The following is a 21,953-nucleotide window of genomic DNA, read 5'->3' on the forward strand; positions in this document are numbered from 1 at the left end:
GAAAAGTGGTATGCCGGGAGGGGTTCGAACCCTCGACCATTCGATTAAAAGTCGAATGCTCTACCACTGAGCTACCGGCACACTCTGACGCTTTGGCGTCGCGGCGGAACATAGCTAGGTTGACTTCACTGTCAACCGCAAACGCCACGTTTTTCAATAGGCCAGTGGGGCTCCTGTGAATGGCATCGGCGCGCAGGGTACTGAAACCCGTTCCAGGCGGGCACAGAGAGCCGTCGCCTCGGACATCATGTCGATAGGCCCGACGATGATGCGCTTGGCGTCGCTGCCAGATTCGTCGGCCAGCAGGGGCGCCATCCCGAAGAGCAGCGGCCCGAGTTTCAACGTGAGATCTTCCCAGGTGGCGGGCGCCTCATCGAGCGGGATCGAAGGACCAACCGCCACACCGAAGGCTACTGCCTCAGGCACAGTTTCTGGGATGGGGGCCGGCAGGGGTTGCGCGCTGACGGGCAGGGCGCCGGCCATCGGGATTTGACGGACCTTCACCGAGCCGCCCTCGGTATCAAACGTGACCGGGCTGTCGCCGATGGCCGCCGTGAGGTTGGACCGGTCGATCTGCGCATCGTCGGGCAGCACTTCGATGAGCTTCGGCAGGGTCACCTCAAGCGCGCCGACCCGGCGGCTGATTTCCTTGCCGTATTGTTCATCGAGCAGGAACCGCGCGGCAAGCACGCTGTTCTCGTTCCTGAGGCGTTGAGTTTCCGAGCTGAGCGTTGCCACCTGATCGCGCAGGTTCTGCAGCGATGCGCCCTCGAGGCGCGTCTTGTGCAGGCCCGCAAGCACGTGTTGGGGGATGAGCGCAGAGATGTTCGCGGACATGACGGCAATCGCTCCGAGCACGAGAGCGACTATGCCCCATGTCGTAACGTCTGATTGCCGAAATTGCTCCGATGCTTTAGCCAATGCGCGTGTCCCCGCGTGCGCAGTCGAATCAAACGCGACGCCAAATAACTATCACGTTGTGATTGTCGGTTCGCCATTGGTCGCATGTCATAATGTCGTAAAAATGCGGGGCGAAAGAATGCGTCGGAGACATTCTCATGACTGAACTGCTGTCGATTATTCTTGCGGCGGGCGAGGGGACGCGGATGCGCTCTGCAACGCCCAAGGTCCTGCACCCGGTTGGAGGCATGCCGATCATCGGGCACGTGGCCCGCGCCGCTCGCGAGGCCGGATCCACCGAGATTGCCCTGATCACCGGGCCGCAGCATGATGCGATCCGCAAGGCGGTGACAGCACTGCACCCCGAAGTGACCCATTTTGAGCAGACCGTGGCGCGGGGCACTGCGCACGCCGCATCGATGGCGCGTCCGCTGTTCGAGAAGGCCAAGGGCTATGTCGCCGTGGTGTATGGGGACCATCCACTGCTGCGTGGCGTCAATTTCCGCGCGGTGCTCGATAGGCTCGATGCCGGGCTGGACGTAGCGATTCTGGGCTTTGAGCCCAAGGATCCCTCCGGCTACGGTCGCTTCATCACTGATGGCGATACGCTGCTGGCCATTCGCGAACACAAGGACGCAACCGAGGACGAGCGCCGCATTCGCCTGTGCAACGCCTGCATTTTGGCGTTCCGCGCTGAAGTGTTTCGCGACTTGATCGACAAAGTAGAGACCAATAACGCGCAGGGCGAATACTATCTGACGGACTTGGTGAGCCTGGCAAATGCTGCCGGCAAGAAAGTCGGATACGGCCTTGCACCTGAAATCGACGTCATGGGCGTTAATGATCGCAGCCAGTTGGCGCGGGCAGAGGGCCTGTTCCAGGACGTGAGGCGCGAAGACTTCATGAAAGCGGGTGTTACGCTCAAGGATCCCAAGAGCGTTTGGTTCTCCTATGACACTGAAATTGCCCGCGATGTGGTCATCGAACCCAATGTGGTGTTCGGACCGGGCGTAAAGATCGAGGAAGGCGCGGTGATCCACGCCTTCAGCCACATCGAAGGTGCCCATGTGGGCCCGCGGGCCAGCGTCGGCCCCTTCGCGCGGCTGCGCCCGGAAGCGGACCTCGCCGAAGGCGCCAAGGTGGGTAATTTCGTCGAGATCAAGAAAGCGACCATCGGCAAGGGCGCCAAGGTGAGCCACCTGACCTATATCGGCGACGCAACTGTCGGAGCGGACGTGAATATCGGTGCAGGCGTCATCACGGTGAACTATGATGGCTACAACAAGCATCAGACCATCATCGGTGAGGGCGCATTCATCGGCTCCAACTCTTCGCTCGTAGCGCCAGTTACGGTGGGCGCCGGAGCACTCGTGGCCAGTGGCAGCGTGATTACCGAGGATGTCGAGGCCGACGCATTGGCGCTCGGCCGGGCGCGTCAGATCGTCAAGCCGGGCCGCGCAAAGCAGATCTTTGCCGACGCAGCAGCGAAGAAGCAGGCAAAAAAGGGCAACTAGCATGTGCGGCATTGTCGGTATCGTGGGGACCGAACCGGTCGCCATTCGCCTCGTTGATGCGCTGAGGCGCCTGGAGTATCGGGGCTACGACAGTGCCGGAGTCGCGACGCTCGAGGGTGGCGCTATTGCCCGCCGCCGGGCAGAGGGGAAGCTGGGTAATCTGGCTCAGAAACTCAGCTTCGAACCGCTTGGCGGCCGTATCGGCATTGGTCACACCCGCTGGGCAACCCATGGTGCGCCGACCGAGCAGAATGCCCATCCGCACGCTACTGACCGCGTTGCCATCGTGCACAACGGCATCATTGAGAATTTCCGCGAGCTGTTGGCCGATCTCGCAGGGGACGGTTACCTTCCCAAGACACAGACCGACACGGAATCGGTTGCGCTGTGGGTCACACGCGAACTTGCCAACGGCGCAGACCCCGAGCTGGCCGTGGCCCGCACGCTGAAGAAGCTGAAGGGTGCCTTTGCGCTGGCCTTTTTGTTCAAGGGCGAGGAGGGGCTGCTTATTGCCGCCCGGCACGGCGCGCCGCTGGCGATTGGCTATGGCGCCACTGAGATGTATCTGGGCTCCGACGCCATGGCGCTGGCCCCATTTACCTCACGCCTGACCTATCTTGAAGACGGCGACTGGGCTGTCATTACACCAGCCGGCGTCACGATCCGCGATGGCAAGGACGCCATAGTGCAGCGCGAGCAGCAGATTTCGCAGGCCTCGGCGCTGCTGGTCGACAAGGGCAATCATCGCCATTTCATGGCGAAGGAAATCTATGAGCAGCCCGAAACCATCTCGCACACCCTGAGCCATTATGTGGATATGGGCGCCGAGAAGGTGGCGATCCGCGAGGCGCTGCCCTTCGATTTCGCAGAGCTGAGCCGAGTAACGATCAGTGCCTGCGGCACAGCCTATCTGGCAGGCGCCGTGGCAAAATACTGGTTCGAGCGCTACGCGCGTTTGCCGGTCGATATCGACGTGGCATCCGAGTTCCGCTATCGCGAGCCGCCGCTTGAAAAGGGCGGGCTATCGCTGTTCATTTCCCAGTCGGGCGAGACCGCCGATACGCTGGCCGCTTTGCGCTACTGCGCCAGCCAGGGCCAGCACGTCGCCTCGCTGGTCAACACGCTTGAATCCACGATTGCGCGCGAATCCGCCGTGGTTTTTCCGATCCTCTGTGGCCCGGAAATCGGCGTCGCGTCGACAAAGGCTCTAACCGCACAACTGACCGCGCTGGCAAGTCTGGCACTAGCCGCCGGCCGCGCGCGCGGCGTGGTGAGCGAGGCGGAAGAGGCCGAGTTCGTTCGTGCGCTGATCAGCCTGCCGATGGCCGTTTCGCAGGCGCTCGCGGCTGAGACCCAGATCATGGACATCGCCAAGCGTCTCTCCAAGGCCAAGGATGTGCTCTATCTCGGGCGCGGGCCGATGTTCCCGATCGCCATGGAAGGCGCGCTGAAGCTCAAGGAAATCAGTTACATCCATGCAGAAGGTTATGCGGCGGGTGAGCTCAAGCATGGCCCTATCGCCCTTGTCGACGAAGACATGCCGGTAATCGTGGTCGCGCCGTCCGATGAGCTCGTCGACAAGACCCTGAGCAATATGCAGGAAGTGGCAGCCCGCGGCGGCAAGATCATCCTCATCACGGACGCGCAGGGCGCTGAGACGGTTGGGCATGGCGTGGCCGATATCATCGTCATTCCCGGCGTATCCAGCTTTGTCGCACCGATCCTGGCCTGCATCCCCGTGCAGCTACTGGCCTACCACACGGCCGTGTTCATGGGCACGGACGTCGATCAGCCGCGCAACCTGGCAAAGTCGGTGACGGTCGAATAACGACGCTCAGGCGCTTGGCTATCCAGCCCGGATCAGCGGGATCGCGAGGTCCTTCCTGAACACATACAGCAGGGTGCGGGCGGCCTCGCCGTCCGGTCCCGTCAGGGTCGGGTTACGGGTCATCAGGGCCTTGGCGTCATCATGCGCGAAGTCGAGCAGGTGGCGATGCACATCCGGTACGGCGAGGCGATAGCCCGGCATGCCCGACTGGCGGGTACCGAGCACGTCGCCCTGGCCGCGCAACTCGAGGTCCCGCTCGGCAATTTCAAAGCCGTCTTCGGTGGATTTGATGGTGTCGAGGCGCGCCCTGGCAGTTTCGCTCAGCGGATCCTTGTAGAGCAGCAGGCAGGCCGAGCGTGTCGAGCCACGCCCGACGCGACCGCGCAACTGGTGGAGCTGGGCAAGGCCGAACCGCTCGGCATGCTCGATGATCATAATCGAGGCATTGGGCACGTCGACGCCGACTTCGATGACGGTGGTGGCGACCAGCAGCTTGACCTCGTTGCAGGAAAAGCGCTGCATTACCTCCTGCTTGGCAGCCGCGCTCATGCGCCCATGCACCAGCGCAACCTGGTCGCCAAACACCTTGTGCAGTTCGGCGAAGCGATCCTCGGCCGCCATGACCTCAAGGTGTTCACTTTCCTCTACCAGCGGGCATACCCAAAAGGCCTGTGCGCCTTCGTTGAGCCTCGCCTGAAGCCGGCCAACCACCCGGGCATACTCGTTGATAGAAATGACGGCCGTGTCGATTGGCTGCCGACCGCGTGGCTTCTCGCGCAGGATGCTGACAGCCATGTCGCCAAAGTGGGTGAGCACCAACGTGCGCGGAATGGGCGTCGCGGTCATCACCAGGAGGTCGGTGTGGCGGCCCTTGTCAGAGAGGGCTAGGCGTTGGTGGACACCGAAACGATGCTGCTCATCGACGACGGTCAGGCCGAGATTGTGAAACTCGACGCCCGACTGGAACAGGGCGTGCGTGCCGACAACGACGGTGGTGTGCCCACTGGCGATGCCCGCCAGCTTGGCGCGCCGTTCGGCAGCAGGCATCTTGCCGGTCAGCAGCTCGCAGCCCAACCCTGCTGCGTCGCAGAGAGGTTTGAGGGTCTTGTAGTGCTGGGCGGCGAGAATTTCAGTGGGTGCCATGATGGCCGATTGCGCGCCGCTTTCGGCCATGGCTGCCATGGCCATCAGGGCAACTACGGTCTTGCCGGCGCCCACATCACCCTGCAACAGGCGCGACATGCGGTCCGGCGAGGCGAGATCGGCCCGGATTTCGTCCACGGCCTGTTGTTGGCCGGTGGTGAGCTGGAACGGTAGCGCCTTGGTTACGCGCGCCGTGATTTCGCCCGTAAAGGTGCGCGCAATTCCGCGATCGGCCACCATGGTTGAGCGAACCAACTGCAGGGTCACCTGTGCGGCAAGGTACTCGTCATAAGCCAGGCGCATGCGGGCAGGGGCCCAAAGCTCGGCCTCGGCGGGGGACGCGGGGAGGTGCACCGACGTCATCGCGGTGCGGAAGTCGGGCCACTTGCGTTCTGCCATGACCTCGGGCGCGATCCACTCGGGCAGCTCCGGCACGCTTTCAACGACCTGCCGGACCAGCTTGGCCAGCGCCTTGGAGCTCAGACCCGCCGTGAGCGGATAGACCGGCTCGACCAGCGGCAGAGTGGCGAACTTGTCTGGCTCCACGATGTAGTCGGGATGGGTGATTTGCTTCTCGCCATTGAAGAAATCGATCTTGCCGGAGACAAAGCGTTCCTCTCCGACAGGCAACGCCTTTTCGACCCAACCGCCCTGGGCGCGAAAGAACACCAGTTGCACATCGCCGGTGTCGTCATGGGCGAAGACGCGATGGGGCACATGCAGCTTGCCGCGCGGCGGCGGCTGGTGCCTGTCGATATGAAGCTTCAGCGTCACGATCTGGTTGAGGTAGGCTTCGGCAATGCCGACCTGCCGGCGCCGGTCCACCACGCCCGACGGCATATGCATCAGGATGTCGAGGGCTATCGCCTCCTGCCCCTCGGGCGCCCCGAAGAACCGGGTCAGCAAAGCAGCCAATTTGTCGCCGACACCCTTGATGGAGTGCAGCGAGCGAAACAGCGGCGACAGGGATTCTGGGCGGGACACGATTCGATGAACTCCTTGGCGACGAAAATGGCACAGGGGTGGGCAGGATGTCTTCCCATCCGTCCCCATCCACAGGGCCGTCCGGCCTTTGCTCGATGAGCGGCCGAGCAAAGGGCTGACAACTTCGAGGAATACGCGTAAGAGAGTGTCCAAATCGGGAACAAAATCAGGATCATGGCGCGTCAAATGACTGCCGGTGAAGACATTTCTATGCGCCGCAAGAAGTTGCGGTATCGGGCGTGGCATCGCGGGACCCGCGAAATGGACCTGGTTTTGGGGCCCTTCGCGGACGAGCGTGCAGACCAGATGGACGAGCAGCAGCTCGACCGGCTGGAGGCCCTGATGAATGAAGAAGACCCACCGCTGCTGACCTGGATTCTGGGGCAGGCGACCCCGCCGGACCATGTGGACCTGGTTTTTTTGGCTGAAGTGATCGCCGCCCACGAAGCGCGATTGGCCAAATGAACGACCAATCGACCCCGCGCCCAACCCGTACGCTCGCCAACGTTCCTGACGGCATGCAGCCGATGGTGCTGGCGCGCCTGGTGCAACAGCGCATCGAAGCAGCGCCAGACGATGCCGCAAGCCTGGTCTTTGTCGCGCGCGACGGCCGACGTATGCAGCGCATGGCCGAGATTCTCGGCGCCATGCTGCCGGGCCACACCATTCTGACGCTGCCCGCTTGGGACAGCCTGCCTTACGACCGCGTTTCACCCAATAACGTGACCATTGCCGCCCGCATGAACACGCTGGCGGCGCTGACCAGTGGTGCCAAAGGCGCCATCGTATTGACCGCCGTCAATGCGCTGATCCAGAAGTTGCCGCCACGGGACGTGGTGGAGACCATGTCGTTCTCGGCGGTCTCCGGCCGCATCGTTGATAGCGAAAAGCTGATCGGCTGGGCCGCGAACAACGGCTATCTGCGCGTTCCGACGGTGCGCGAAAGCGGCGAGTTTGCGGTGCGCGGCGGGCTGGTGGATCTGTTCCCCGCCAGTGCCGACGCGCCGCTGCGTTTCGATTTCTTTGGCAGCCAGCTCGAATCCATCCGCACATTCGATCCCGATAGCCAGCGCAGCACCGGCACGCTGAAGCGCATCGACCTGACGCCGATGAGCGAGGTCGTGCTGAACGAGCAGACCATCCGCCGCTTCCGGCAGAACTATACGGCAGCCTTTGGCGGCAACACCGTCGATGATCCGCTCTATGCGACGGTGAGCGGCGGCTCCCGCTATTCAGGCACGGAACACTGGCTGCCATTCTTCTACGAGCATCTGGACTCGCTCGCTGACTATGTCGGCGATGCCCCCTTCGTCTTCGATGAGCAGGCAGCGGAAGCGTTCGCCGACCGCGCCGCGCAGATCCGCGACTATTACGAAGCGCGTGAAACCGCACGGCTGGCGCCGGTGGTTGCTGGGGGCGGGGCGCCCTACAAGCCGATCAAGCCGGAACTGCTCTACGCCGTCGATGGCCATCCCTATGCTCTGGCGGGCGCGTCGACGATCCAGCTTAGCCAATTCATGCTGCCCGGCACCAAGGCGAGCGACGACATTGGCGGACATATTGCCCCCAGCTTCGCTGCCGAACGTCTGGCTACGGATACCAATCTGTTTCAGGCGGTCGTTGATCGCCTGCTTGAGGAGCGTCGCAACGGACGGCGGGCCATTGTCGCCTGCTGGAGTACCGGAACGCGCGATCGCATGGCGCAGGTCCTCAAGGATCATGGCCTGACCAACCCGCGCCTCGCCGAGAACTGGCGCGACGCCGAGACCACAAGCGCGGCGACGACGTCGCTGGTGGTGCTGCCCCTCGAAACTGGCTTCGAGACCAAGGACCTGCTGGTCCTGTCCGAACAGGACATCCTGGGCGAGCGCATCCTGCGGCCGCAGCGCAAGAAGAAGGCCAGCGACGCACTCACCGAGGCCGCCAGCCTTAGTGCCGGCGATCTGGTGGTCCATGTCGATCATGGTATCGGCCGGTTCCTGGGCCTCAAGGTCATTCAGGCGGGCGGGGCGCCCCATGAATGCGTCGAGCTCGAATATGGTGGCGATACCAAGCTCTACCTGCCGGTCGAGAACATCGAGCTGCTGACCCGCTACGGCTCGGACGACGGCAATGTGACGCTCGACAAGCTTGGCGGCGTTGCCTGGCAGGCCAAGAAGGGCAAGCTCAAGAAGCGCATCCGCGAAATGGCGGAGCAGCTCATCAAGATCGCCGCGGCGCGCCTGCTCACCAAGGCGGATGTGGTCGAGATCAATCCCGGCGCCTATGACGAATTCGCGGCGCGGTTCCCCTATGAGGAAACCGAAGACCAGATGGCCGCCATCGAGGCGGTGTTCGATGACGTGACCTCGGGCCGCGTCATGGACCGGCTGGTCTGTGGCGACGTGGGCTTCGGCAAGACCGAAGTGGCCCTTCGCGCGGCGTTCGCCGTCGCCCTCAGCGGCAAGCAGGTTGCAGTCGTGGTCCCGACGACCCTGCTGGCTCGCCAGCACTTCAAGACGTTCTCTGAGCGCTTCAAGGGCCTGCCGGTCCAGGTGCGTCATGCTTCGCGCATGGTGAGCGCGGCTGAACTCAAGGCAACCAAGGAAGGCCTCGCCGAAGGGCAGGTCGATATCGTGGTCGGCACCCATGCCCTGTTGAGCAAGACCATCAAGTTCAAGGACCTCGGTCTGCTCATCATCGACGAAGAGCAGCACTTCGGCGTTGGTCACAAGGAGCGCCTCAAGGAGCTCAAGGCCAACGTCCATGTGCTGACGCTGACCGCGACGCCGATTCCGCGCACGCTGCAATTGGCGCTGACCGGCGTTCGCGATCTCAGCCTGCTGGCGACACCGCCGGTCGACCGTCTCGCCATCCGCACCTTCATCTCGCCATTCGACGCGCTGTCGATCCGCGAGGCGCTGCTGCGCGAAAAATATCGTGGCGGCCAGAGCTTCTATGTCGTGCCGCGCATTCGCGACCAGCATGACATCGCCGAGTTCCTCAAGACGCAGGTGCCGGAGGTTTCCTATGTGGTGGCCAATGGCCAGATGGCGCCGGGTGAACTCGACGACATCATGAACGCCTTCTACGACAACAAGTTCGACGTGCTGGTCGCCACCACCATCGTGGAGTCCGGGCTCGATATTCCGAACGCCAATACGCTCGTCGTGCATCGGGCCGACAACTTCGGTCTGGCGCAGCTCTATCAGATCCGTGGCCGCATCGGCCGGGCCAAGGCGCGTGCCTACGCGCTGTTCACGGTGCCAGCTGACAAAAAATTGACCGACACGGCCGAACGCCGCCTCGGCGTGCTGCAGTCGCTCGAGAGCCTTGGTGCCGGCTTCCAGCTGGCCAGTCACGATCTCGACATCCGCGGGGCAGGGAACCTGCTCGGCGACGAGCAGTCGGGCCACATCCGCGAAGTCGGATACGAGCTCTATCAGTCTATGCTCGAAGAAGCCGTGGCCAACCTCAAGAATGGCGACAGCGACTACGAGGACAAGAACGAGTGGAGCCCGCAGATCTCGCTGGGCATGCCGGTGATGATCCCCGAGCACTATGTGCCCGACCTGCAGCTGCGCATGCAGCTCTATCGTCGCCTGGGCGATCTGACCGATATCCGGGATATTGACGCCGCTGGTGCCGAGCTGATCGACCGTTTCGGCCCACTGCCGGAAGAGGTGGAATCCCTGCTCAAGGTAATCCTGGTGAAGGCGCTTTGCCGCCAGGCCAATGTCGAAAAGGTAGATGCCGGTCCCAAGGGCGCGGTCATCACCCTTCGCAATAATGAGTTCCCGAATCCGGTTGGTCTGGTCAAGATGGTGAGCGACCCGGCAAGCCAGGTTCGCATCAAGCCCGATCAGAAACTTGTGTTCGCGCGCAATTGGCCCACCCCCAACGATCGCCTCAAGGGTGCCGCCGCAATACTGTCACGCCTGGCAAAACTGGCAGAAAATGCCGGTTGAGACATGTGCATCAACCCTGTCCCGCCATAATCCTTTGGCAAGGGATATGCGTCATGTTATTGCCCGATTTCAGCACTTGAAGGGCTGTTCAATTCTCAAGGTGGCAAGAAGTCACCGGGACCGCCAAAGAAGCCAAGGAAATTCTATGAACTTCAGGAAACCCCTCGTCGCCGGTCTTGCGGTGGCTGCGCTCATGCTGTCCCCGTTCACGGCCTTCGCTCAGGACGCCGCACCTGCCGCAGAAGCGCCAGCTGCTGCAGCCCCTGCTGCTCCGGTCACCGCTGCCGGTGCGCCCCAGCAGAACTGGCTCAAGGTTTGCGATCCGCTTCCCGATGGGCAGCAGGCTTGCATCATGCGCCAGGTCGTTCTGGCCAATGGGCAGTTCCTTGGTTCGTTCCTGCTGCGTGACGATCCGGGTCAGGAAAGCCGCCTGCTGGCTGTTGCCGCCGTTCCGCTCGGCGTGCTCCTCCCGTTCGGCCTGACCTGGCAGATCGACGGCGCAAAGCCGGTCCGTGTTCCCTACATGCTGTGCGACCCGACGTCGTGCGCCACCCAGCTCGTCATCAACGAGCAGTATGTGAATTCGCTCAAGAAGGGCAGCACGCTCAAGCTGACTGCCAAGAACCGCCAGAATCAGGACCTGACCATCGAAATTACGCTGGCTGGCTTCACTGCCGCCTATGATGGCGATGCCGCGCTGACCTTCGACGAATTCCGCAAGGAAACCTCGGGCGAGAACGCTCTTGAGCAGGTCCTTCAGGATCGCGCCGAAGAACTGCGCAAGCAGCTTGATGGCTCGGCTGCCGCTACGCCGGCACCCGCTGCTCAGTAAGATAGCGACAATCAGAATCGAAAAGGGCGCGTTTACCGCGCCCTTTTTTGTGTCTGGATGCCGGCGTCAGCGCTGGCCCATGCCCACGGCAAATGCCTGCCGCCGCAGGAATGGCGCCAGCTTGAGGGCCCACAGTCCGCCGGCGCGGAGCGCCTGGGCGGGGATCATATCGGCGAGCAACGAGCGGAACAGCGTATCGACGACGCCACCCGTACGCGCGAGATCGCTGCTGCGACGCTTGGCGTAATCCCTGCTGACATCAATGGCCCAATCGGACGTCTGCCGGTCGCTCGCTTCAAGAGCAGCCGCCAGGTCAGCAACGTCGCGCAGCCCAAGGTTGAGTCCCTGTGCTCCGATAGGCGGAAAGGCATGGGCGGCTTCGCCCACCAGCACCACACCGTCAGTCCCGGCGCTGTCGACGCTCAGCGTGCTGAGTGGAAACACGAAGGCGGGGCTGGCCATGCTGATCGTGCCGAACAGGCGCTGTGACTTCTCGCGGAACATGGCGATGAGCTGCTCGGGCCCGCCCTCCTTGGCCGCCAGCAGGACGTCCCGATCGTCGATCCAGACCAGGTTTGCTCGCGTGCCACCTGCGGGAACCAGGGTGAACGGGCCCTTGGGATAGTGAAACTCGATCGAAGCCCCGCCGATGGGGCGTCCCAGGTCGAGATCGCAGACCAGCGCCGACTGCGCAAACTCGGTCTCATGTGAGCGCAATCCGGCCTCGGTGCGGATCAGCGACTTCTTGCCATCGGCCCCGACAATCAGCGGCGCGCTGAGGCTGCCGCCATCACTGAGCGTTAGGGTGTTTCCGGTCAGGCCGGTAACGCTGGCGCTACGGGTTTGAAGGTTCGGCAGACCCGCCGCCACGGTCTGAAACCGCTCCAGAAGGCGCGCATTGGCGAAATTCCACCCAAAGGCGGGCAGGTCGATCTCGCGCGCATCGAACAGCGTTTCGGGTGCACGGATCAACCGATTGGTCGCGTCAATGATGCGTATCTGGGTGAGGGCGTGGCCCAGCGCGGCCGGCTCATCGATCAGTCCGGCGCTGCGGAGATAATCAACGCTGGGCATCATGAGGGCGGAGGTGCGCCGATCAGGCGGGCCGGATGGCGACAGGTGGATCGTATTGAGCCCCGCCTTGGCTACGGCGATGGCGGCAGCCGAACCCGCAAGCCCGCCTCCAACCACAATGGCGTCCGCATCGTGAGCGTTCATCGTGCAGACACCGTAGGCAGGTTGGTCGCGAGAGTGCCGGTGGACTGGGCGATCAGCGGGGGAAGTGATTCCATGGTTTTTCTCGCAGTCGAATTGGGCCTAAGCGTATCACCGGCGCTCCCGGCGAGGCCAGCAGCCGTACAGCGGCTTTGTGCCGCCCGTGTTTGGCTGGAGAAAACTCTGCTGCGCAGATTTCCCACCGCGCAAAGGTCTGCTTAGATACTGCACCACATTATTTGGAATGGAGACTGGGATGCTCGAGCTGTTAGCCGATCCCAATGCCTGGATTGCCTTCGGTACACTTACGGTCATGGAGATCGTGCTTGGTATCGACAACATCGTCTTCATTTCAGTTCTGGTTTCCAGGCTGCCCAAGGAGCAGGCCGACCAGGCTCGCAAGCTCGGTCTGGCGCTCGCACTGATCTTCCGCATTCTTCTGCTTTTGGTCATCAGCTGGATTATCAGCCTGACCCAACCGGCTTTCTCGGCCTTCGGCCTTGATCTGTCCTGGAAGGATATCATCCTCATCGCGGGCGGTGTGTTCCTTGTCTACAAGGCAACCCACGAGATGCATGCGGCCATCGAAGAGCCGCATGAATCCAGCATCGCAAGCAAGGCAACTGCCACCTTCGCCGCCATCATTGCGCAGATCATCGTCATCGACATGGTCTTCTCGATCGACTCGATCGTCACCGCCGTTGGCATGGCCGACGACGTCGAGGTTATGATTGCTGCCGTTATCGTCGCCGTCGGCGTAATGTTCGTGGCGTCGGGCCCGGTTGCCAAATTCGTATCGGACCACCCGACCACCAAGATGCTGGCTCTGGCCTTCCTGCTGCTGATCGGCGTGTCGCTGGTCGCCGATGGTCTCGGCTTCCACATCCCCAAGGGCTACATCTACGCCGCCATGGGGTTCTCGGTTCTGGTCGAGGCGATCAACATCATCGCTTCAGAACGCCGCAAGAAGGCTGCCGCAGCGGCCCGCGGCACCGTTGGCCACGTAGCGTCCGCAGCAAGCCATGCTGGCGCTGAGGTCGCGAAGAAACCCGGAGCCAAGGCCACGCCAACGGCGCGCGCCCAGTCGCGGCCGAAGTCGGCGCCGCGCAAGCCAAAGGCCACCAAATGACGCGGGCGGTCGTCGTCCACCAGACGGGTGGCCCAGAGGCGCTCACGCTTGAGGATTGGCCGTTGGCCAGTCCCGGCCCGGGCGAGGTGGCGCTTCGGCATACGGCGATCGGTCTCAACTTCATTGATACCTATCAGCGTTCGGGCCTCTATCCGGTCCGCACGCCCTTCGTCGCCGGTAATGAAGGGGCAGGGGTAGTTACTGCCCTCGGCGACGGGATCACCGAGTTCAAGGTCGGTGATCGCGTGGCCTATCAGGGGCAAATCGGCGCCTATGCCGCCGAGCGCATTGTCGATGCGCAGAAGCTGGTGCCCATTCCTGACGCCATTGATGATGTCACGGCGGCGGCCATCATGCTCAAGGGGCTGACGGCCTACTACCTGCTCTTCATGACCTGGCAGGTGGTAAAGGGCGAAACCATCCTCTGGCACGCGGCGGCGGGTGGCACGGGCCAAATTGCGACACAGTGGGCGAAGGCCCTCGGCGCCACGGTGATTGGCACGGCGGGGAGCGACGAAAAGCTCGCGCTGGCCAGGGCGAATGGCTGCGATCACGTTATCAATTACCGCACCGAGGAATTTGCGGTCCGCACGCGCGAGCTGACCAATGGCCGCGGCGTCGACGTCGTCTACGATGGCGTGGGCAAGGCAACGTTCGAGAAGTCGCTCGACTGTCTGCGGCCAAGAGGGCTGCTGGTCAGCTTCGGCAATGCTTCGGGCGTCGTCTCGATTCCCGATCTTACCGTCCTGTCACGCAAGGGCTCACTCTACGTGACCCGGCCCACCAGCGGACACTATTTTACCGATCGCAAGACCCTGCTGGAAGCATCCAGCCGTCTCTTTGACGCGGTCAAGACTGGCGCGGTGAAAGTCGATATCGGCCGCACCTATCCGCTGGATCAGGCCGCCGACGCGCATCGGGCTCTTGAAGGACGCGAGACCACCGGATCGGTTGTGTTGCTGCCATAGCAAGAGGTGGCTGGACAGCCCGCCGCTCTGTCGCTAAACGCTCACCCAACGGGTAGGTGGCAGAGCGGTTGATTGCTCCGGTCTTGAAAACCGGCGAACGTGAAAGCGTTCCGGGGGTTCGAATCCCTCCCTACCCGCCATCCTTCGCTCCAGGCCTTTGTAGTTGAAAGCCCGAAATAGGGGATAGAAGCGTGGATCAGAGAGCTTTGCTGCAGCAGGTCGAGGACCAATACCGGAGTGCGGTAGAGGTTGTTGAACGCACCGGGCTGGCCGTCATCGTTGCGGACGGAAGCAAGGGCGTCGAGCCCGTGGCTTTTTCTGTCGGTGGAGCCAAGCAAGGCCTGCCAGACCTGATCCTGTATGGCCTGCGCCCCGAGTTGGCTGCCAAGACCATCAACGCCGCCTTTGAGGTGGTTAAGGCCAACTGGCCGTTCCCCTCGAAGAGCAAGTTCCCCGGCGTTCTGACAAATCTCGAAATTGGGGTGCGCGACGCTTCGCGGAGCGACCTTCTTGAGCGCGTCATGACGCCAACCAAGCTCTACAATATGCGGCAAAATCTAGTCCAAACGCCAATCCTTCAGGTGTGCTGGCCGGATGCGACTGGAAAGATGCCCTATGAGCCCGGCTGCGATTCCATGACCGCGCAAGCGCAGCGGATTCGGTCTCTGCGAAACTGAGCTACCTGCGGCAGATCACTTTCCCGCTGTGACCGGGAAATCGAAATAGGTGTCGGGGAAGGGCTCATTGACGAGCGTGTAGTGCCACCATTCCTCGGCATAGCGCTTGAAGCCGTGGCTCTCCATCAGAGTGGCAAGGTTCTCGCGATTGGCGGCGGCGTCCGGGGCGATCCCACTGGCGCTGTGATGGGCGCGGACATCGAAGCAATCATAGCCCGTGCCGAAGTCGAGGATTCCATCGGCGAAGCGTTGTCCCTCGGGTAAGACGCAGTCGCTGAGCGGATCGACCTTGCTCCACCGCACGGCAGGAGCCTCGTCGAGGCGGCGGATGGCTAGGTCCACGGTGCTGCCGCGGCTGTGGCCGGAACGATGCGCAATGTAGCCAAGGTCAAACAGGTCGGATTTCGCGACTCGCGGGTAGAACTCGGCCTGCATATCGAGATCGTCAAAATCCTCGGCCCAGTTCGCGAACATGGCGACGGCGCGGGCAGGGCGATAGCAGTCATAAACCTTGAGGCTGAGGCCATCGGCATTCAACGCCTGTTCAACGCCCAACAGCGCCTCGGCCGCCTGCCGGGAGAGAATGCACTCACCGGCCTCGTAGCCAGCGATCGTACGGCCGACGAAGTTGTGTTCGCCGTGATAGCGAATGTCCTGCTCGATCCGCGGCGCGAGAGCGCTGAGCCGGACAAAGCCCTCCGGCAGCTCGTCGGCAACAGTCGGAACCACCATTACCAAGGTAGCCGCGTGAACGGCGAGCCGGCGGAGCGATCTCATGGTCATGCGGGCCTTCGCGGTATTATGTGAATTGGATCAATGAGCTACCGCATAATTGCTCGCCGAACGGGGCAACGCAACCGGGCAGCCAGGCGCGTTTGGGAATTGCGGTTTTGCTTCCGGGCGAGGATTGGGGTAGGTACGCCATTCGTTTGGCAGGGGAAGGTTGGCGCGGCCACGCCTTCTCTGCGGTTACTCACGCAGGGGATACCAGTGAGCCGGAAGGAATTTGATGCGTCGCGCATGCGCCGCATGAAGCGGACTGCAGCCCGGCATGGGCTGACAATCCTGACTGACGAGAAGATGAAGGTGCATGGTCACCCTGGCGGCCATGCCATCCGGGACGAAGACTACAAAGTGATCTTCGGAAATGAGCCCAAGCCCTTCTCGGCGACGCTCGAAGACATCGAATCTTATCTCGATAATCTCGAGGCGGGGGAAGCGTAAGGCGCGCTGCCATTCCTGGCAATTGCCCCAAATTGGGGCTGCACCGGATTCCATTATTTATTCCGTAACAGGAATCGCCGCACACTCATCTCATTGGCTAACTTGGAGGTGCTCTATTGTGTTCACTCTGATCAACGCCGACGCCGAAGACGACGACGCCGAAATCACCGATCCCCAGGAAATCGCAGAGCTCTTCGCTGCCATTGCCGCGGTCGCCATCGAGGCGATTGGCGTCGGGCAGACCCGAGAACTTTTCGATGCCGTGGTGGAACAGGACGGCAAGGATCCGAACTGATCGGGTAATCCCGTCCCGGCAAGTCAAGCCCGGCCGTTTTCCCAAGGGAGAACGGCACCCACGAACGGTCTTCCAGGCGAGGCAGAGTTCCTGCGCCTATGGACCGGGTTGACTGATCCGGGCGGGTCCGACAGGACATGCCATGTCCCCGCCGAGGAGGCTGCGTCATGGCAGGCTCACCTAAGCCCGAAAGCTACCCCACGCCCACGATACTGCCGCTTGGCGACAGTTCAATTCTGGTGCGTTTCGGTACAACCCTAACCGATAGCGCCAACCGCGCTGCGATAGCGCTCTCGGACACGCTCCGCGATGCCCCGATTGCCGGCGTTGCCGAGGTCATGCCGAACCTCGTGTCGGTCCTGCTGCGCTATGACCCATTTCACGCCGACCCCTCCGTGATTGCCGGAGAACTTCGCCTTCGCCTTGGCAAGCCCACGCGCGCGATGACAGAAGCGAAGCACTGGCATGTTCCAGTCACCTTTGATGGACCGGACCTGAACGAGGTTGCGGAGGCGCTCAACCTCACGGTCGGCGACTTCATCGCCCAGCACAACAAAAGCCCCATTCGTGTTCTGGCCACCGGTTTTGCGCCGGGCTTTGTCTATTGTGGCTTGCACCCGAAGGCGCTTGTCCTCCCGCGTCGGCCGACGGTTCGGCCATCCGTGCCGGCAGGCAGCGTGCTGTTTGCGGCTGGCCAGACCGCGATCACCTCGACCGAGATGCCGACGGGTTGGCATGTGATCGGGCGCACGAGTTTCAGTAATTTCGACACCGACCGCGATCCCCCAACGCGGCTATCTGCGGGCGACCGCGTCGTCTTCGAGGTTGCGACGTGAGGGAACTGACTATTCTGCGGGCAGGGCCGCTGACAAGCATCCAGGACGACGGGCGTTTCGGCATTCTGCGCCACGGCATTAGTGCTTCGGGGCCGATGGATCGTGCGGCCTACGCTCTGGCGGGTGCACTGGCGGGCAGCGGTAAGGGCGGTATTGAGTTCACCACCGGCATCGAAATCCGGCAGTCCGCCGGTCAAAGCCGTGTCGGCTTCGCGGGCGGCCAGTTCACCGTGCGGCACAACGGTAACCCGGTCGAGTGGCCCGGCGCGGTTGCGCTTGAGGCTGGGGACACCCTGGCCGTCACGCCCGGTAAATCCGGCAATTATGGATACCTTCGCTTTGATGGCGATGTTCTGGCAAGGCCGGTCATGGGCAGTATCTCGACCAGCAGCCGAGCCGGTCTCGGTGGGCTGGATGGGCGGGTCCTGCGGGCCGGTGACCGGTTCGCGTTGTCCCCGGCGTCCGGGATGGGCTACAAGCCACCAAGGCAAGACGCCCCATCCGATGGTCTCGTCCGGGTGGTCTGGGGACTTCACGCTGATCTCTTCTCACCCACGACGCGGCAGCGGTTCCTCGATGGGTCTTTCATCATCTCGCGACGGCTCGATCGCATGGGAGTTCGGCTGGAGGATAGCCAGGGCGTGTTTGCCGATAGCGCAATCCTCTCGCTGGTGTCCGACGCCATCGTGCCCGGCGATATCCAGATCCTGGGCGATGGCACGCCCATCGTCCTGATGCGCGACCACCAGCCGACCGGCGGCTATCCGCGCATCGCCACCGTCATATCGGCCGACCTTGACCGATTTGCGCAGATGCGGCCCGGTGCCCCCGTTGCGTTTGCATCCGTGACTGTGGAACATGCCCACCAATTGCTGCGGAGCCGGAAATGACCGTAATCGACCTCAATGCCGACCTTGGAGAAGGTATGGGGGCCGATGATGATCTGCTCGAAATTGTCTCGAGCGCCTCGATAGCATGTGGCGGCCATGCGGGCGACGCGGCGACCATCCGGCGTATCCTAAAGGTCTGCAAGGCGCGTGGCGTGCGAGCGGGAGCTCATCCCGGCTACGCCGACCCCAAACGGTTTGGTCGCTTTCGCGTGGTCATGCCGCTCGAACAACTGCTCGGGCAGATCCGTAGCCAGCTCTTTCTGGTGCGCTTCATTGCCGACGAAGTGGGCGTGCCGCTTTCCTATGTGAAGCTACACGGGGCATTGGCCAATCAAACCGCCGAAGAGCTGGCCTTTGCCGTCGGCATCTTCGCGACCATCCAGGCGATGAACCAGCGGATGGCGGTGCTGGCTCTCGACAACAGCCAGCAGGTCCGCGCGGCAAAGGCTGTCGGCCTGCCGCTGATCCGCGAGGCCTATGCCGACCGGGCCTACACGCCCACCGGCCTGCTCGTGCCGCGTAGCGAGGAGGGGGCGGTCATTCATAGTGCCGACGCTGTCGTCGAGCGCTGCCTGCGTCTGGCCAAGAGCGGTGAAATTGTTGCTATCGATGGAACGGTATTGAAGTCGTCCGCGCGGTCCATCTGCCTGCATGGAGATACGCCGGGCGCGGTCGATCTTGCCCGCGAAGTGCGGGACGCGCTGGAAGCCGAGGGGATCACCATCGCTCCCAATGAGCCGGAAGTGGAGGAGATCGGCCCCGAAGTCGGGCCGTGATCCCCTCCATAATCTTACCCTGGGCCACTCGATAGGGAGAGGTGAGATCGGCGGAATGCCTTTGGCCGAAAGGCCCAGGGTAACTTGGATCGCCAGTACTCAGATAGCCAGGTACTCGTGGCGAAGTTCGGTGTTGTCGAGAACCTCCTTGGCGGTGCCGGAGAAAGCGACTTCGCCGGTGTCCAGGATGACGGCGCGGTCGGCTAGCTTCAGGGCCGCCACCGCGTTCTGCTCGACGATGATCGTGGTAATGCCCAGCGGCTTGATCGAATGGAGAATGCGCTCGATCTCGTGCACGATCACGGGTGCAAGACCCTCGTAGGGCTCATCCAGCAGGAGCAGCTTGAGATCGCGCGCTAGGGCGCGGGCGATAGCCAGCATCTGCTGTTCGCCGCCCGAGAGGGTCACGCCCAACTGCTTGCGTCGTTCGGCCAGCCGCGGGAAGCTCTGGTAGATCTGCTCGAGGCTCCAGCCATTGCCGGGCGCGACCTTGGCGAGGGTGATATTCTCCTCGACGGTCAGGCCGGAAATGATGCGCCGGTCTTCAGGCACCAGCTGAATGCCAGCGCGAGCCGCTTCATAGGACTTCATCTGGTGGATGGGTTTGCCATCCAGCCAGATTTCGCCCTGTCGCATCTGCGGATCATCTGTCCGGGCGATAGTGCGCAGGGTTGAGGTCTTGCCTGCGCCGTTGCGGCCGAGCAGGGCCAGAATTTCGCCTTGCCGGACGTCGAGCGAGACGCCCTGCACGATGTAGCTCTCGCCGTAATAGGCGTGAACGTCGCGTACCGAGAAGAAGGGGCGGGTGGTTTCGACCGATGCTGCCTGGCTGTTGCTGATGATCTGGGTTTCCATGGCAATTGCGCTCATCAATGCGCCCCTCCGAGATAGGCTTCCTGCACCTTGGGATTGCCGCGCACCTGATCAGGCGTGCCGTCGGCGATGATGCGGCCCTGCGCCAACACCGAAATCTTGTCGGCCAGCGAGAACACGACATGCATATCGTGCTCGATGATCACCTTGGTCATGCCGCGTTTCTTGATCTTCTGCAGCAATTCGATCGTGGTGTTGGTGTCGTGGCGGCTCATGCCGGCGGTTGGCTCGTCCAGCAGCAGCAGGCGCGGATGCTGGATCAGGCACATGGCCAGTTCCATCCGGCGCTTGTCGCCTCGGCTCAGGCTTCCGGCCGTCATCTGGCGGCTGCTATGCATCCCGACGTCCTCAAGCATGTGCTCGGCTTCCTGCCGGATAGCCGTTTCGCTTTCGAGCGAACGCATCATGTTGAGCTTGAACGCGCCGTCACGCTTGGCGAGGGCAGGGATCATCACATTATGCAGCACGCTGAGATCGGCGAAGATCTCCGGCGTCTGGAACACACGGGCAATACCGAGCTGGTTGATCTGATAGGGCTTGCGCCCCGTCAGAATGGCACCGTCAAACACCACCTGGCCGCTGGTCGGTTCGAGCTTGCCGATGATGACGTTGAGCAGGGTGGATTTTCCGGCCCCGTTGGGGCCGATGATGGCGTGGGTCTGACCTTCTTCGACCTGCAGGTCGATATCGGCCAGGGCATGCAGGCCCCCGAAGCGCTTGTGGACGTCGGCAACATGCAGGACGACATTGGATGTGCTCATGGCTCTCGCGTCCTATTCGGCGGGTTGCGGTTGGGGGGCGGCTTTGGCGGGCTTGTCGGGCGACTTGCGCGACCGGTTGAACATGCCAACTAGGCGGCGCACGCCCTCCATGATTCCACCGGGCAGGAACACCACGATCAGCACGAACAGCAGGCCCAACGTGAGGAACCAGCCTTCGCCGACGAACTTGCTGGAGACCGTCACGAAGACGCTGTCGACGCCGTCGGGCAGGAAGCCCCAGAAGCTGCGCAGGATGTTGTCGTTGATCGCCGAGAAGATGTTCTCGAAATACTTGATCAGCCAGGCGCCGATCACCGGACCGACCAGCGTGCCGGCACCACCCAGGATGGTCATCAGCACGACTTCACCCGAGGCGGTCCACTGCATGCGCTCGGCGCCGGCGAGGGGATCGGTCACCGCGAGCAGCGCTCCGGCCAGGCCAGCGTACATGCCCGAAATGACAAAGGCGGCGAGGGTATACGGCTTGGTGTTGAAGCCGGTGTAGTTCATGCGCGTTTGGTTCGACTTGATGCCCTTGAGCATCATGCCGAATGGAGAGCCCGTGATGCGCTGGGCAATAAAGAAAGCCAGGATCAGGAAGAAGGCGCAGAAGTAGAAGCCGGTGAAACCGCCGAGCGATTGCCCGAGCACGGTCGGCACGGGCTGACCAACAAAGGTCTGCCCCGTCATCGTATCCAGGTAGCGCGGATCGTTGAGGGTGAGCTGAAGCCCGGTTTCACCATTGGTGATGGGTGTCAGCACCGAATAGGCGAGGTTGTAGCTCATCTGCGCGAAAGCGAGTGTCAGGATCGAGAAGTAGATGCCCGAGCGGCGAAGGCTGACGAAGCCGATGAACAGGGCGAAAAGGCCCGAGATCACAATGGCGAACACCATGGCCGGAATCACGTCGAGGCTCAGCAGTTTGAACGACCACACTGCCGCATAAGAGCCGACGCCGAAGAAGGCAGCATGGCCGAAGCTGAGATAGCCGGTCAGGCCGAACAGGATGTTGAAGCCCACGGCAAAGATGCCGAAGATCATGAAGCGCTGCAGCAGGTCCGGATAGGCTGCACCGAACGGGTGCAGCCAGATTGGCATGGCCAGCACCACTGCGGTGAAGCCGAGAAACAGCATGAGGTCGTTGCGGGACATGGCACCCAT

20 protein-coding genes and 2 tRNA genes are annotated in these 21,953 nt (G+C 62.4%); 14 read left to right on the forward strand and 8 right to left on the reverse strand.

Annotated elements, in window-relative coordinates:
• Window positions 1-6: 6 nt before the first annotated feature.
• Window positions 7-81: transfer RNA gene (locus ACZ5WT_RS14795), tRNA-Lys, on the reverse strand.
• 72 nt (window positions 82-153) lie between these two features.
• Complete coding sequence (locus tag ACZ5WT_RS14800; protein WP_464284544.1) at window positions 154-837, reverse strand: hypothetical protein; 684 nt, start codon at window positions 835-837, stop codon at window positions 154-156.
• Between the two features lie 221 nt (window positions 838-1,058).
• Here ACZ5WT_RS14800 and glmU point away from each other — a divergent pair, with 221 nt between their 5' ends.
• Together glmU and glmS are read left to right on the forward strand one after the other, a co-directional pair.
• Window positions 1,059-2,414, forward strand: coding sequence for a bifunctional UDP-N-acetylglucosamine diphosphorylase/glucosamine-1-phosphate N-acetyltransferase GlmU (gene glmU / locus ACZ5WT_RS14805; RefSeq protein WP_464284545.1), 1,356 nt, complete (start codon window positions 1,059-1,061; stop codon window positions 2,412-2,414).
• 1 nt (window position 2,415) lies between these two features.
• Window positions 2,416-4,242: a glutamine--fructose-6-phosphate transaminase (isomerizing) gene (glmS, locus tag ACZ5WT_RS14810; protein WP_464284546.1), complete on the forward strand. Its 1,827-nt coding sequence runs from the start codon at window positions 2,416-2,418 to the stop codon at window positions 4,240-4,242.
• Between the two features lie 18 nt (window positions 4,243-4,260).
• On the opposite strand, the gene recG is transcribed toward glmS, so the two are convergent.
• Entirely contained in the window at window positions 4,261-6,369 is a 2,109-nt protein-coding gene (gene recG, locus ACZ5WT_RS14815) for an ATP-dependent DNA helicase RecG (protein WP_464284547.1), read from the reverse strand.
• 186 nt (window positions 6,370-6,555) lie between these two features.
• Here recG and ACZ5WT_RS14820 point away from each other — a divergent pair, with 186 nt between their 5' ends.
• From ACZ5WT_RS14820 to ACZ5WT_RS14830, 3 genes are all read left to right on the forward strand, one after another.
• Window positions 6,556-6,834: an FAD assembly factor SdhE gene (locus tag ACZ5WT_RS14820; protein ID WP_464284548.1), complete on the forward strand. Its 279-nt coding sequence runs from the start codon at window positions 6,556-6,558 to the stop codon at window positions 6,832-6,834.
• Window positions 6,831-10,316, forward strand: coding sequence for a transcription-repair coupling factor (mfd, locus tag ACZ5WT_RS14825; RefSeq protein WP_464284549.1), 3,486 nt, complete (start codon window positions 6,831-6,833; stop codon window positions 10,314-10,316). Before ACZ5WT_RS14820 ends, mfd begins: the two co-directional genes overlap by 4 nt.
• 145 nt (window positions 10,317-10,461) lie before the next feature.
• The gene (locus ACZ5WT_RS14830) at window positions 10,462-11,148 is read left to right on the forward strand and encodes an invasion associated locus B family protein (RefSeq protein ID WP_464284550.1); all 687 of its coding nucleotides are present in this window, start codon (window positions 10,462-10,464) and stop codon (window positions 11,146-11,148) included.
• Between the two features lie 66 nt (window positions 11,149-11,214).
• On the opposite strand, the gene ACZ5WT_RS14835 is transcribed toward ACZ5WT_RS14830, so the two are convergent.
• The gene (locus tag ACZ5WT_RS14835; protein ID WP_464284551.1) at window positions 11,215-12,366 is read right to left on the reverse strand and encodes an FAD-dependent monooxygenase; all 1,152 of its coding nucleotides are present in this window, start codon (window positions 12,364-12,366) and stop codon (window positions 11,215-11,217) included.
• A 253-nt stretch (window positions 12,367-12,619) separates the two neighbouring features.
• Between ACZ5WT_RS14835 and ACZ5WT_RS14840 the strand changes: the two genes are divergently transcribed.
• From ACZ5WT_RS14840 to ACZ5WT_RS14855, 4 genes are all read left to right on the forward strand, one after another.
• On the forward strand, window positions 12,620-13,492 hold the full coding sequence (locus ACZ5WT_RS14840; protein WP_464284552.1) for a TerC family protein: 873 nt from the start codon (window positions 12,620-12,622) through the stop codon (window positions 13,490-13,492).
• Complete coding sequence (locus tag ACZ5WT_RS14845) at window positions 13,489-14,460, forward strand: quinone oxidoreductase family protein (protein WP_464284553.1); 972 nt, start codon at window positions 13,489-13,491, stop codon at window positions 14,458-14,460. Before ACZ5WT_RS14840 ends, ACZ5WT_RS14845 begins: the two co-directional genes overlap by 4 nt.
• Before the next feature lie 50 nt (window positions 14,461-14,510).
• A tRNA-Ser gene (locus ACZ5WT_RS14850) sits at window positions 14,511-14,600 on the forward strand.
• Between the two features lie 66 nt (window positions 14,601-14,666).
• The gene (locus tag ACZ5WT_RS14855; protein ID WP_464284554.1) at window positions 14,667-15,137 is read left to right on the forward strand and encodes a DUF4262 domain-containing protein; all 471 of its coding nucleotides are present in this window, start codon (window positions 14,667-14,669) and stop codon (window positions 15,135-15,137) included.
• A 15-nt stretch (window positions 15,138-15,152) separates the two neighbouring features.
• On the opposite strand, the gene ACZ5WT_RS14860 is transcribed toward ACZ5WT_RS14855, so the two are convergent.
• Window positions 15,153-15,920, reverse strand: a complete 768-nt coding sequence (locus ACZ5WT_RS14860; RefSeq protein ID WP_464284555.1) for a M15 family metallopeptidase — start codon at window positions 15,918-15,920, stop codon at window positions 15,153-15,155.
• Window positions 15,921-16,127: 207 nt separating this feature from the next.
• Between ACZ5WT_RS14860 and ACZ5WT_RS14865 the strand changes: the two genes are divergently transcribed.
• From ACZ5WT_RS14865 to ACZ5WT_RS14885, 5 genes are all read left to right on the forward strand, one after another.
• Entirely contained in the window at window positions 16,128-16,361 is a 234-nt protein-coding gene (locus tag ACZ5WT_RS14865) for a hypothetical protein (protein WP_464284556.1), read from the forward strand.
• A 118-nt stretch (window positions 16,362-16,479) separates the two neighbouring features.
• Window positions 16,480-16,656: a hypothetical protein gene (locus ACZ5WT_RS14870; protein ID WP_464284557.1), complete on the forward strand. Its 177-nt coding sequence runs from the start codon at window positions 16,480-16,482 to the stop codon at window positions 16,654-16,656.
• A gap of 167 nt (window positions 16,657-16,823) precedes the next feature.
• Window positions 16,824-17,492 (forward strand): 5-oxoprolinase subunit B family protein, encoded by a 669-nt coding sequence (locus ACZ5WT_RS14875; RefSeq protein WP_464284558.1) that lies wholly within the window; start codon window positions 16,824-16,826, stop codon window positions 17,490-17,492.
• Window positions 17,489-18,382: a 5-oxoprolinase subunit C family protein gene (locus tag ACZ5WT_RS14880; protein ID WP_464284559.1), complete on the forward strand. Its 894-nt coding sequence runs from the start codon at window positions 17,489-17,491 to the stop codon at window positions 18,380-18,382. Before ACZ5WT_RS14875 ends, ACZ5WT_RS14880 begins: the two co-directional genes overlap by 4 nt.
• The gene (locus ACZ5WT_RS14885) at window positions 18,379-19,158 is read left to right on the forward strand and encodes a LamB/YcsF family protein (RefSeq protein ID WP_464284560.1); all 780 of its coding nucleotides are present in this window, start codon (window positions 18,379-18,381) and stop codon (window positions 19,156-19,158) included. The genes ACZ5WT_RS14880 and ACZ5WT_RS14885 overlap by 4 nt, the downstream gene beginning before the upstream one ends.
• Before the next feature lie 99 nt (window positions 19,159-19,257).
• Here ACZ5WT_RS14885 and ACZ5WT_RS14890 read toward each other — a convergent pair whose 3' ends face one another.
• The 3 genes from ACZ5WT_RS14890 to ACZ5WT_RS14900 are packed head-to-tail and all read right to left on the reverse strand — an operon-like array spanning window position 19,258 to window position 21,953.
• On the reverse strand, window positions 19,258-20,013 hold the full coding sequence (locus ACZ5WT_RS14890) for an ABC transporter ATP-binding protein (protein ID WP_464287220.1): 756 nt from the start codon (window positions 20,011-20,013) through the stop codon (window positions 19,258-19,260).
• Between the two features lie 14 nt (window positions 20,014-20,027).
• A complete protein-coding gene (locus ACZ5WT_RS14895) occupies window positions 20,028-20,792 on the reverse strand; it encodes an ABC transporter ATP-binding protein (protein WP_464284561.1) in 765 nt (254 codons plus the stop codon).
• A gap of 12 nt (window positions 20,793-20,804) precedes the next feature.
• On the reverse strand, window positions 20,805-21,953 hold the full coding sequence (locus ACZ5WT_RS14900; protein ID WP_464284562.1) for a branched-chain amino acid ABC transporter permease: 1,149 nt from the start codon (window positions 21,951-21,953) through the stop codon (window positions 20,805-20,807).

The sequence above is a fragment of the Devosia sp. T2-14 genome (assembly GCF_055397495.1).

What these genes read in the sequence shown, in the direction of transcription:
- ACZ5WT_RS14800 (WP_464284544.1), bottom strand. Translation starts at nt 837, where the DNA reads ATGTCCGCGAACATCTCTGCGCTCATCCCCCAACACGTGCTTGCGGGC.
- glmU (WP_464284545.1), top strand. Translation starts at nt 1,059, where the DNA reads ATGACTGAACTGCTGTCGATTATTCTTGCGGCGGGCGAGGGGACGCGG.
- glmS (WP_464284546.1), top strand. Translation starts at nt 2,416, where the DNA reads ATGTGCGGCATTGTCGGTATCGTGGGGACCGAACCGGTCGCCATTCGC.
- ACZ5WT_RS14820 (WP_464284548.1), top strand. Translation starts at nt 6,556, where the DNA reads ATGACTGCCGGTGAAGACATTTCTATGCGCCGCAAGAAGTTGCGGTAT.
- mfd (WP_464284549.1), top strand. Translation starts at nt 6,831, where the DNA reads ATGAACGACCAATCGACCCCGCGCCCAACCCGTACGCTCGCCAACGTT.
- ACZ5WT_RS14830 (WP_464284550.1), top strand. Translation starts at nt 10,462, where the DNA reads ATGAACTTCAGGAAACCCCTCGTCGCCGGTCTTGCGGTGGCTGCGCTC.
- ACZ5WT_RS14835 (WP_464284551.1), bottom strand. Translation starts at nt 12,366, where the DNA reads ATGAACGCTCACGATGCGGACGCCATTGTGGTTGGAGGCGGGCTTGCG.
- ACZ5WT_RS14840 (WP_464284552.1), top strand. Translation starts at nt 12,620, where the DNA reads ATGCTCGAGCTGTTAGCCGATCCCAATGCCTGGATTGCCTTCGGTACA.
- ACZ5WT_RS14845 (WP_464284553.1), top strand. Translation starts at nt 13,489, where the DNA reads ATGACGCGGGCGGTCGTCGTCCACCAGACGGGTGGCCCAGAGGCGCTC.
- ACZ5WT_RS14860 (WP_464284555.1), bottom strand. Translation starts at nt 15,920, where the DNA reads ATGACCATGAGATCGCTCCGCCGGCTCGCCGTTCACGCGGCTACCTTG.
- ACZ5WT_RS14875 (WP_464284558.1), top strand. Translation starts at nt 16,824, where the DNA reads ATGGCAGGCTCACCTAAGCCCGAAAGCTACCCCACGCCCACGATACTG.
- ACZ5WT_RS14885 (WP_464284560.1), top strand. Translation starts at nt 18,379, where the DNA reads ATGACCGTAATCGACCTCAATGCCGACCTTGGAGAAGGTATGGGGGCC.
- ACZ5WT_RS14890 (WP_464287220.1), bottom strand. Translation starts at nt 20,013, where the DNA reads ATGGAAACCCAGATCATCAGCAACAGCCAGGCAGCATCGGTCGAAACC.
- ACZ5WT_RS14895 (WP_464284561.1), bottom strand. Translation starts at nt 20,792, where the DNA reads ATGAGCACATCCAATGTCGTCCTGCATGTTGCCGACGTCCACAAGCGC.
- ACZ5WT_RS14900 (WP_464284562.1), bottom strand. Translation starts at nt 21,953, where the DNA reads ATGGGTGCCATGTCCCGCAACGACCTCATGCTGTTTCTCGGCTTCACC.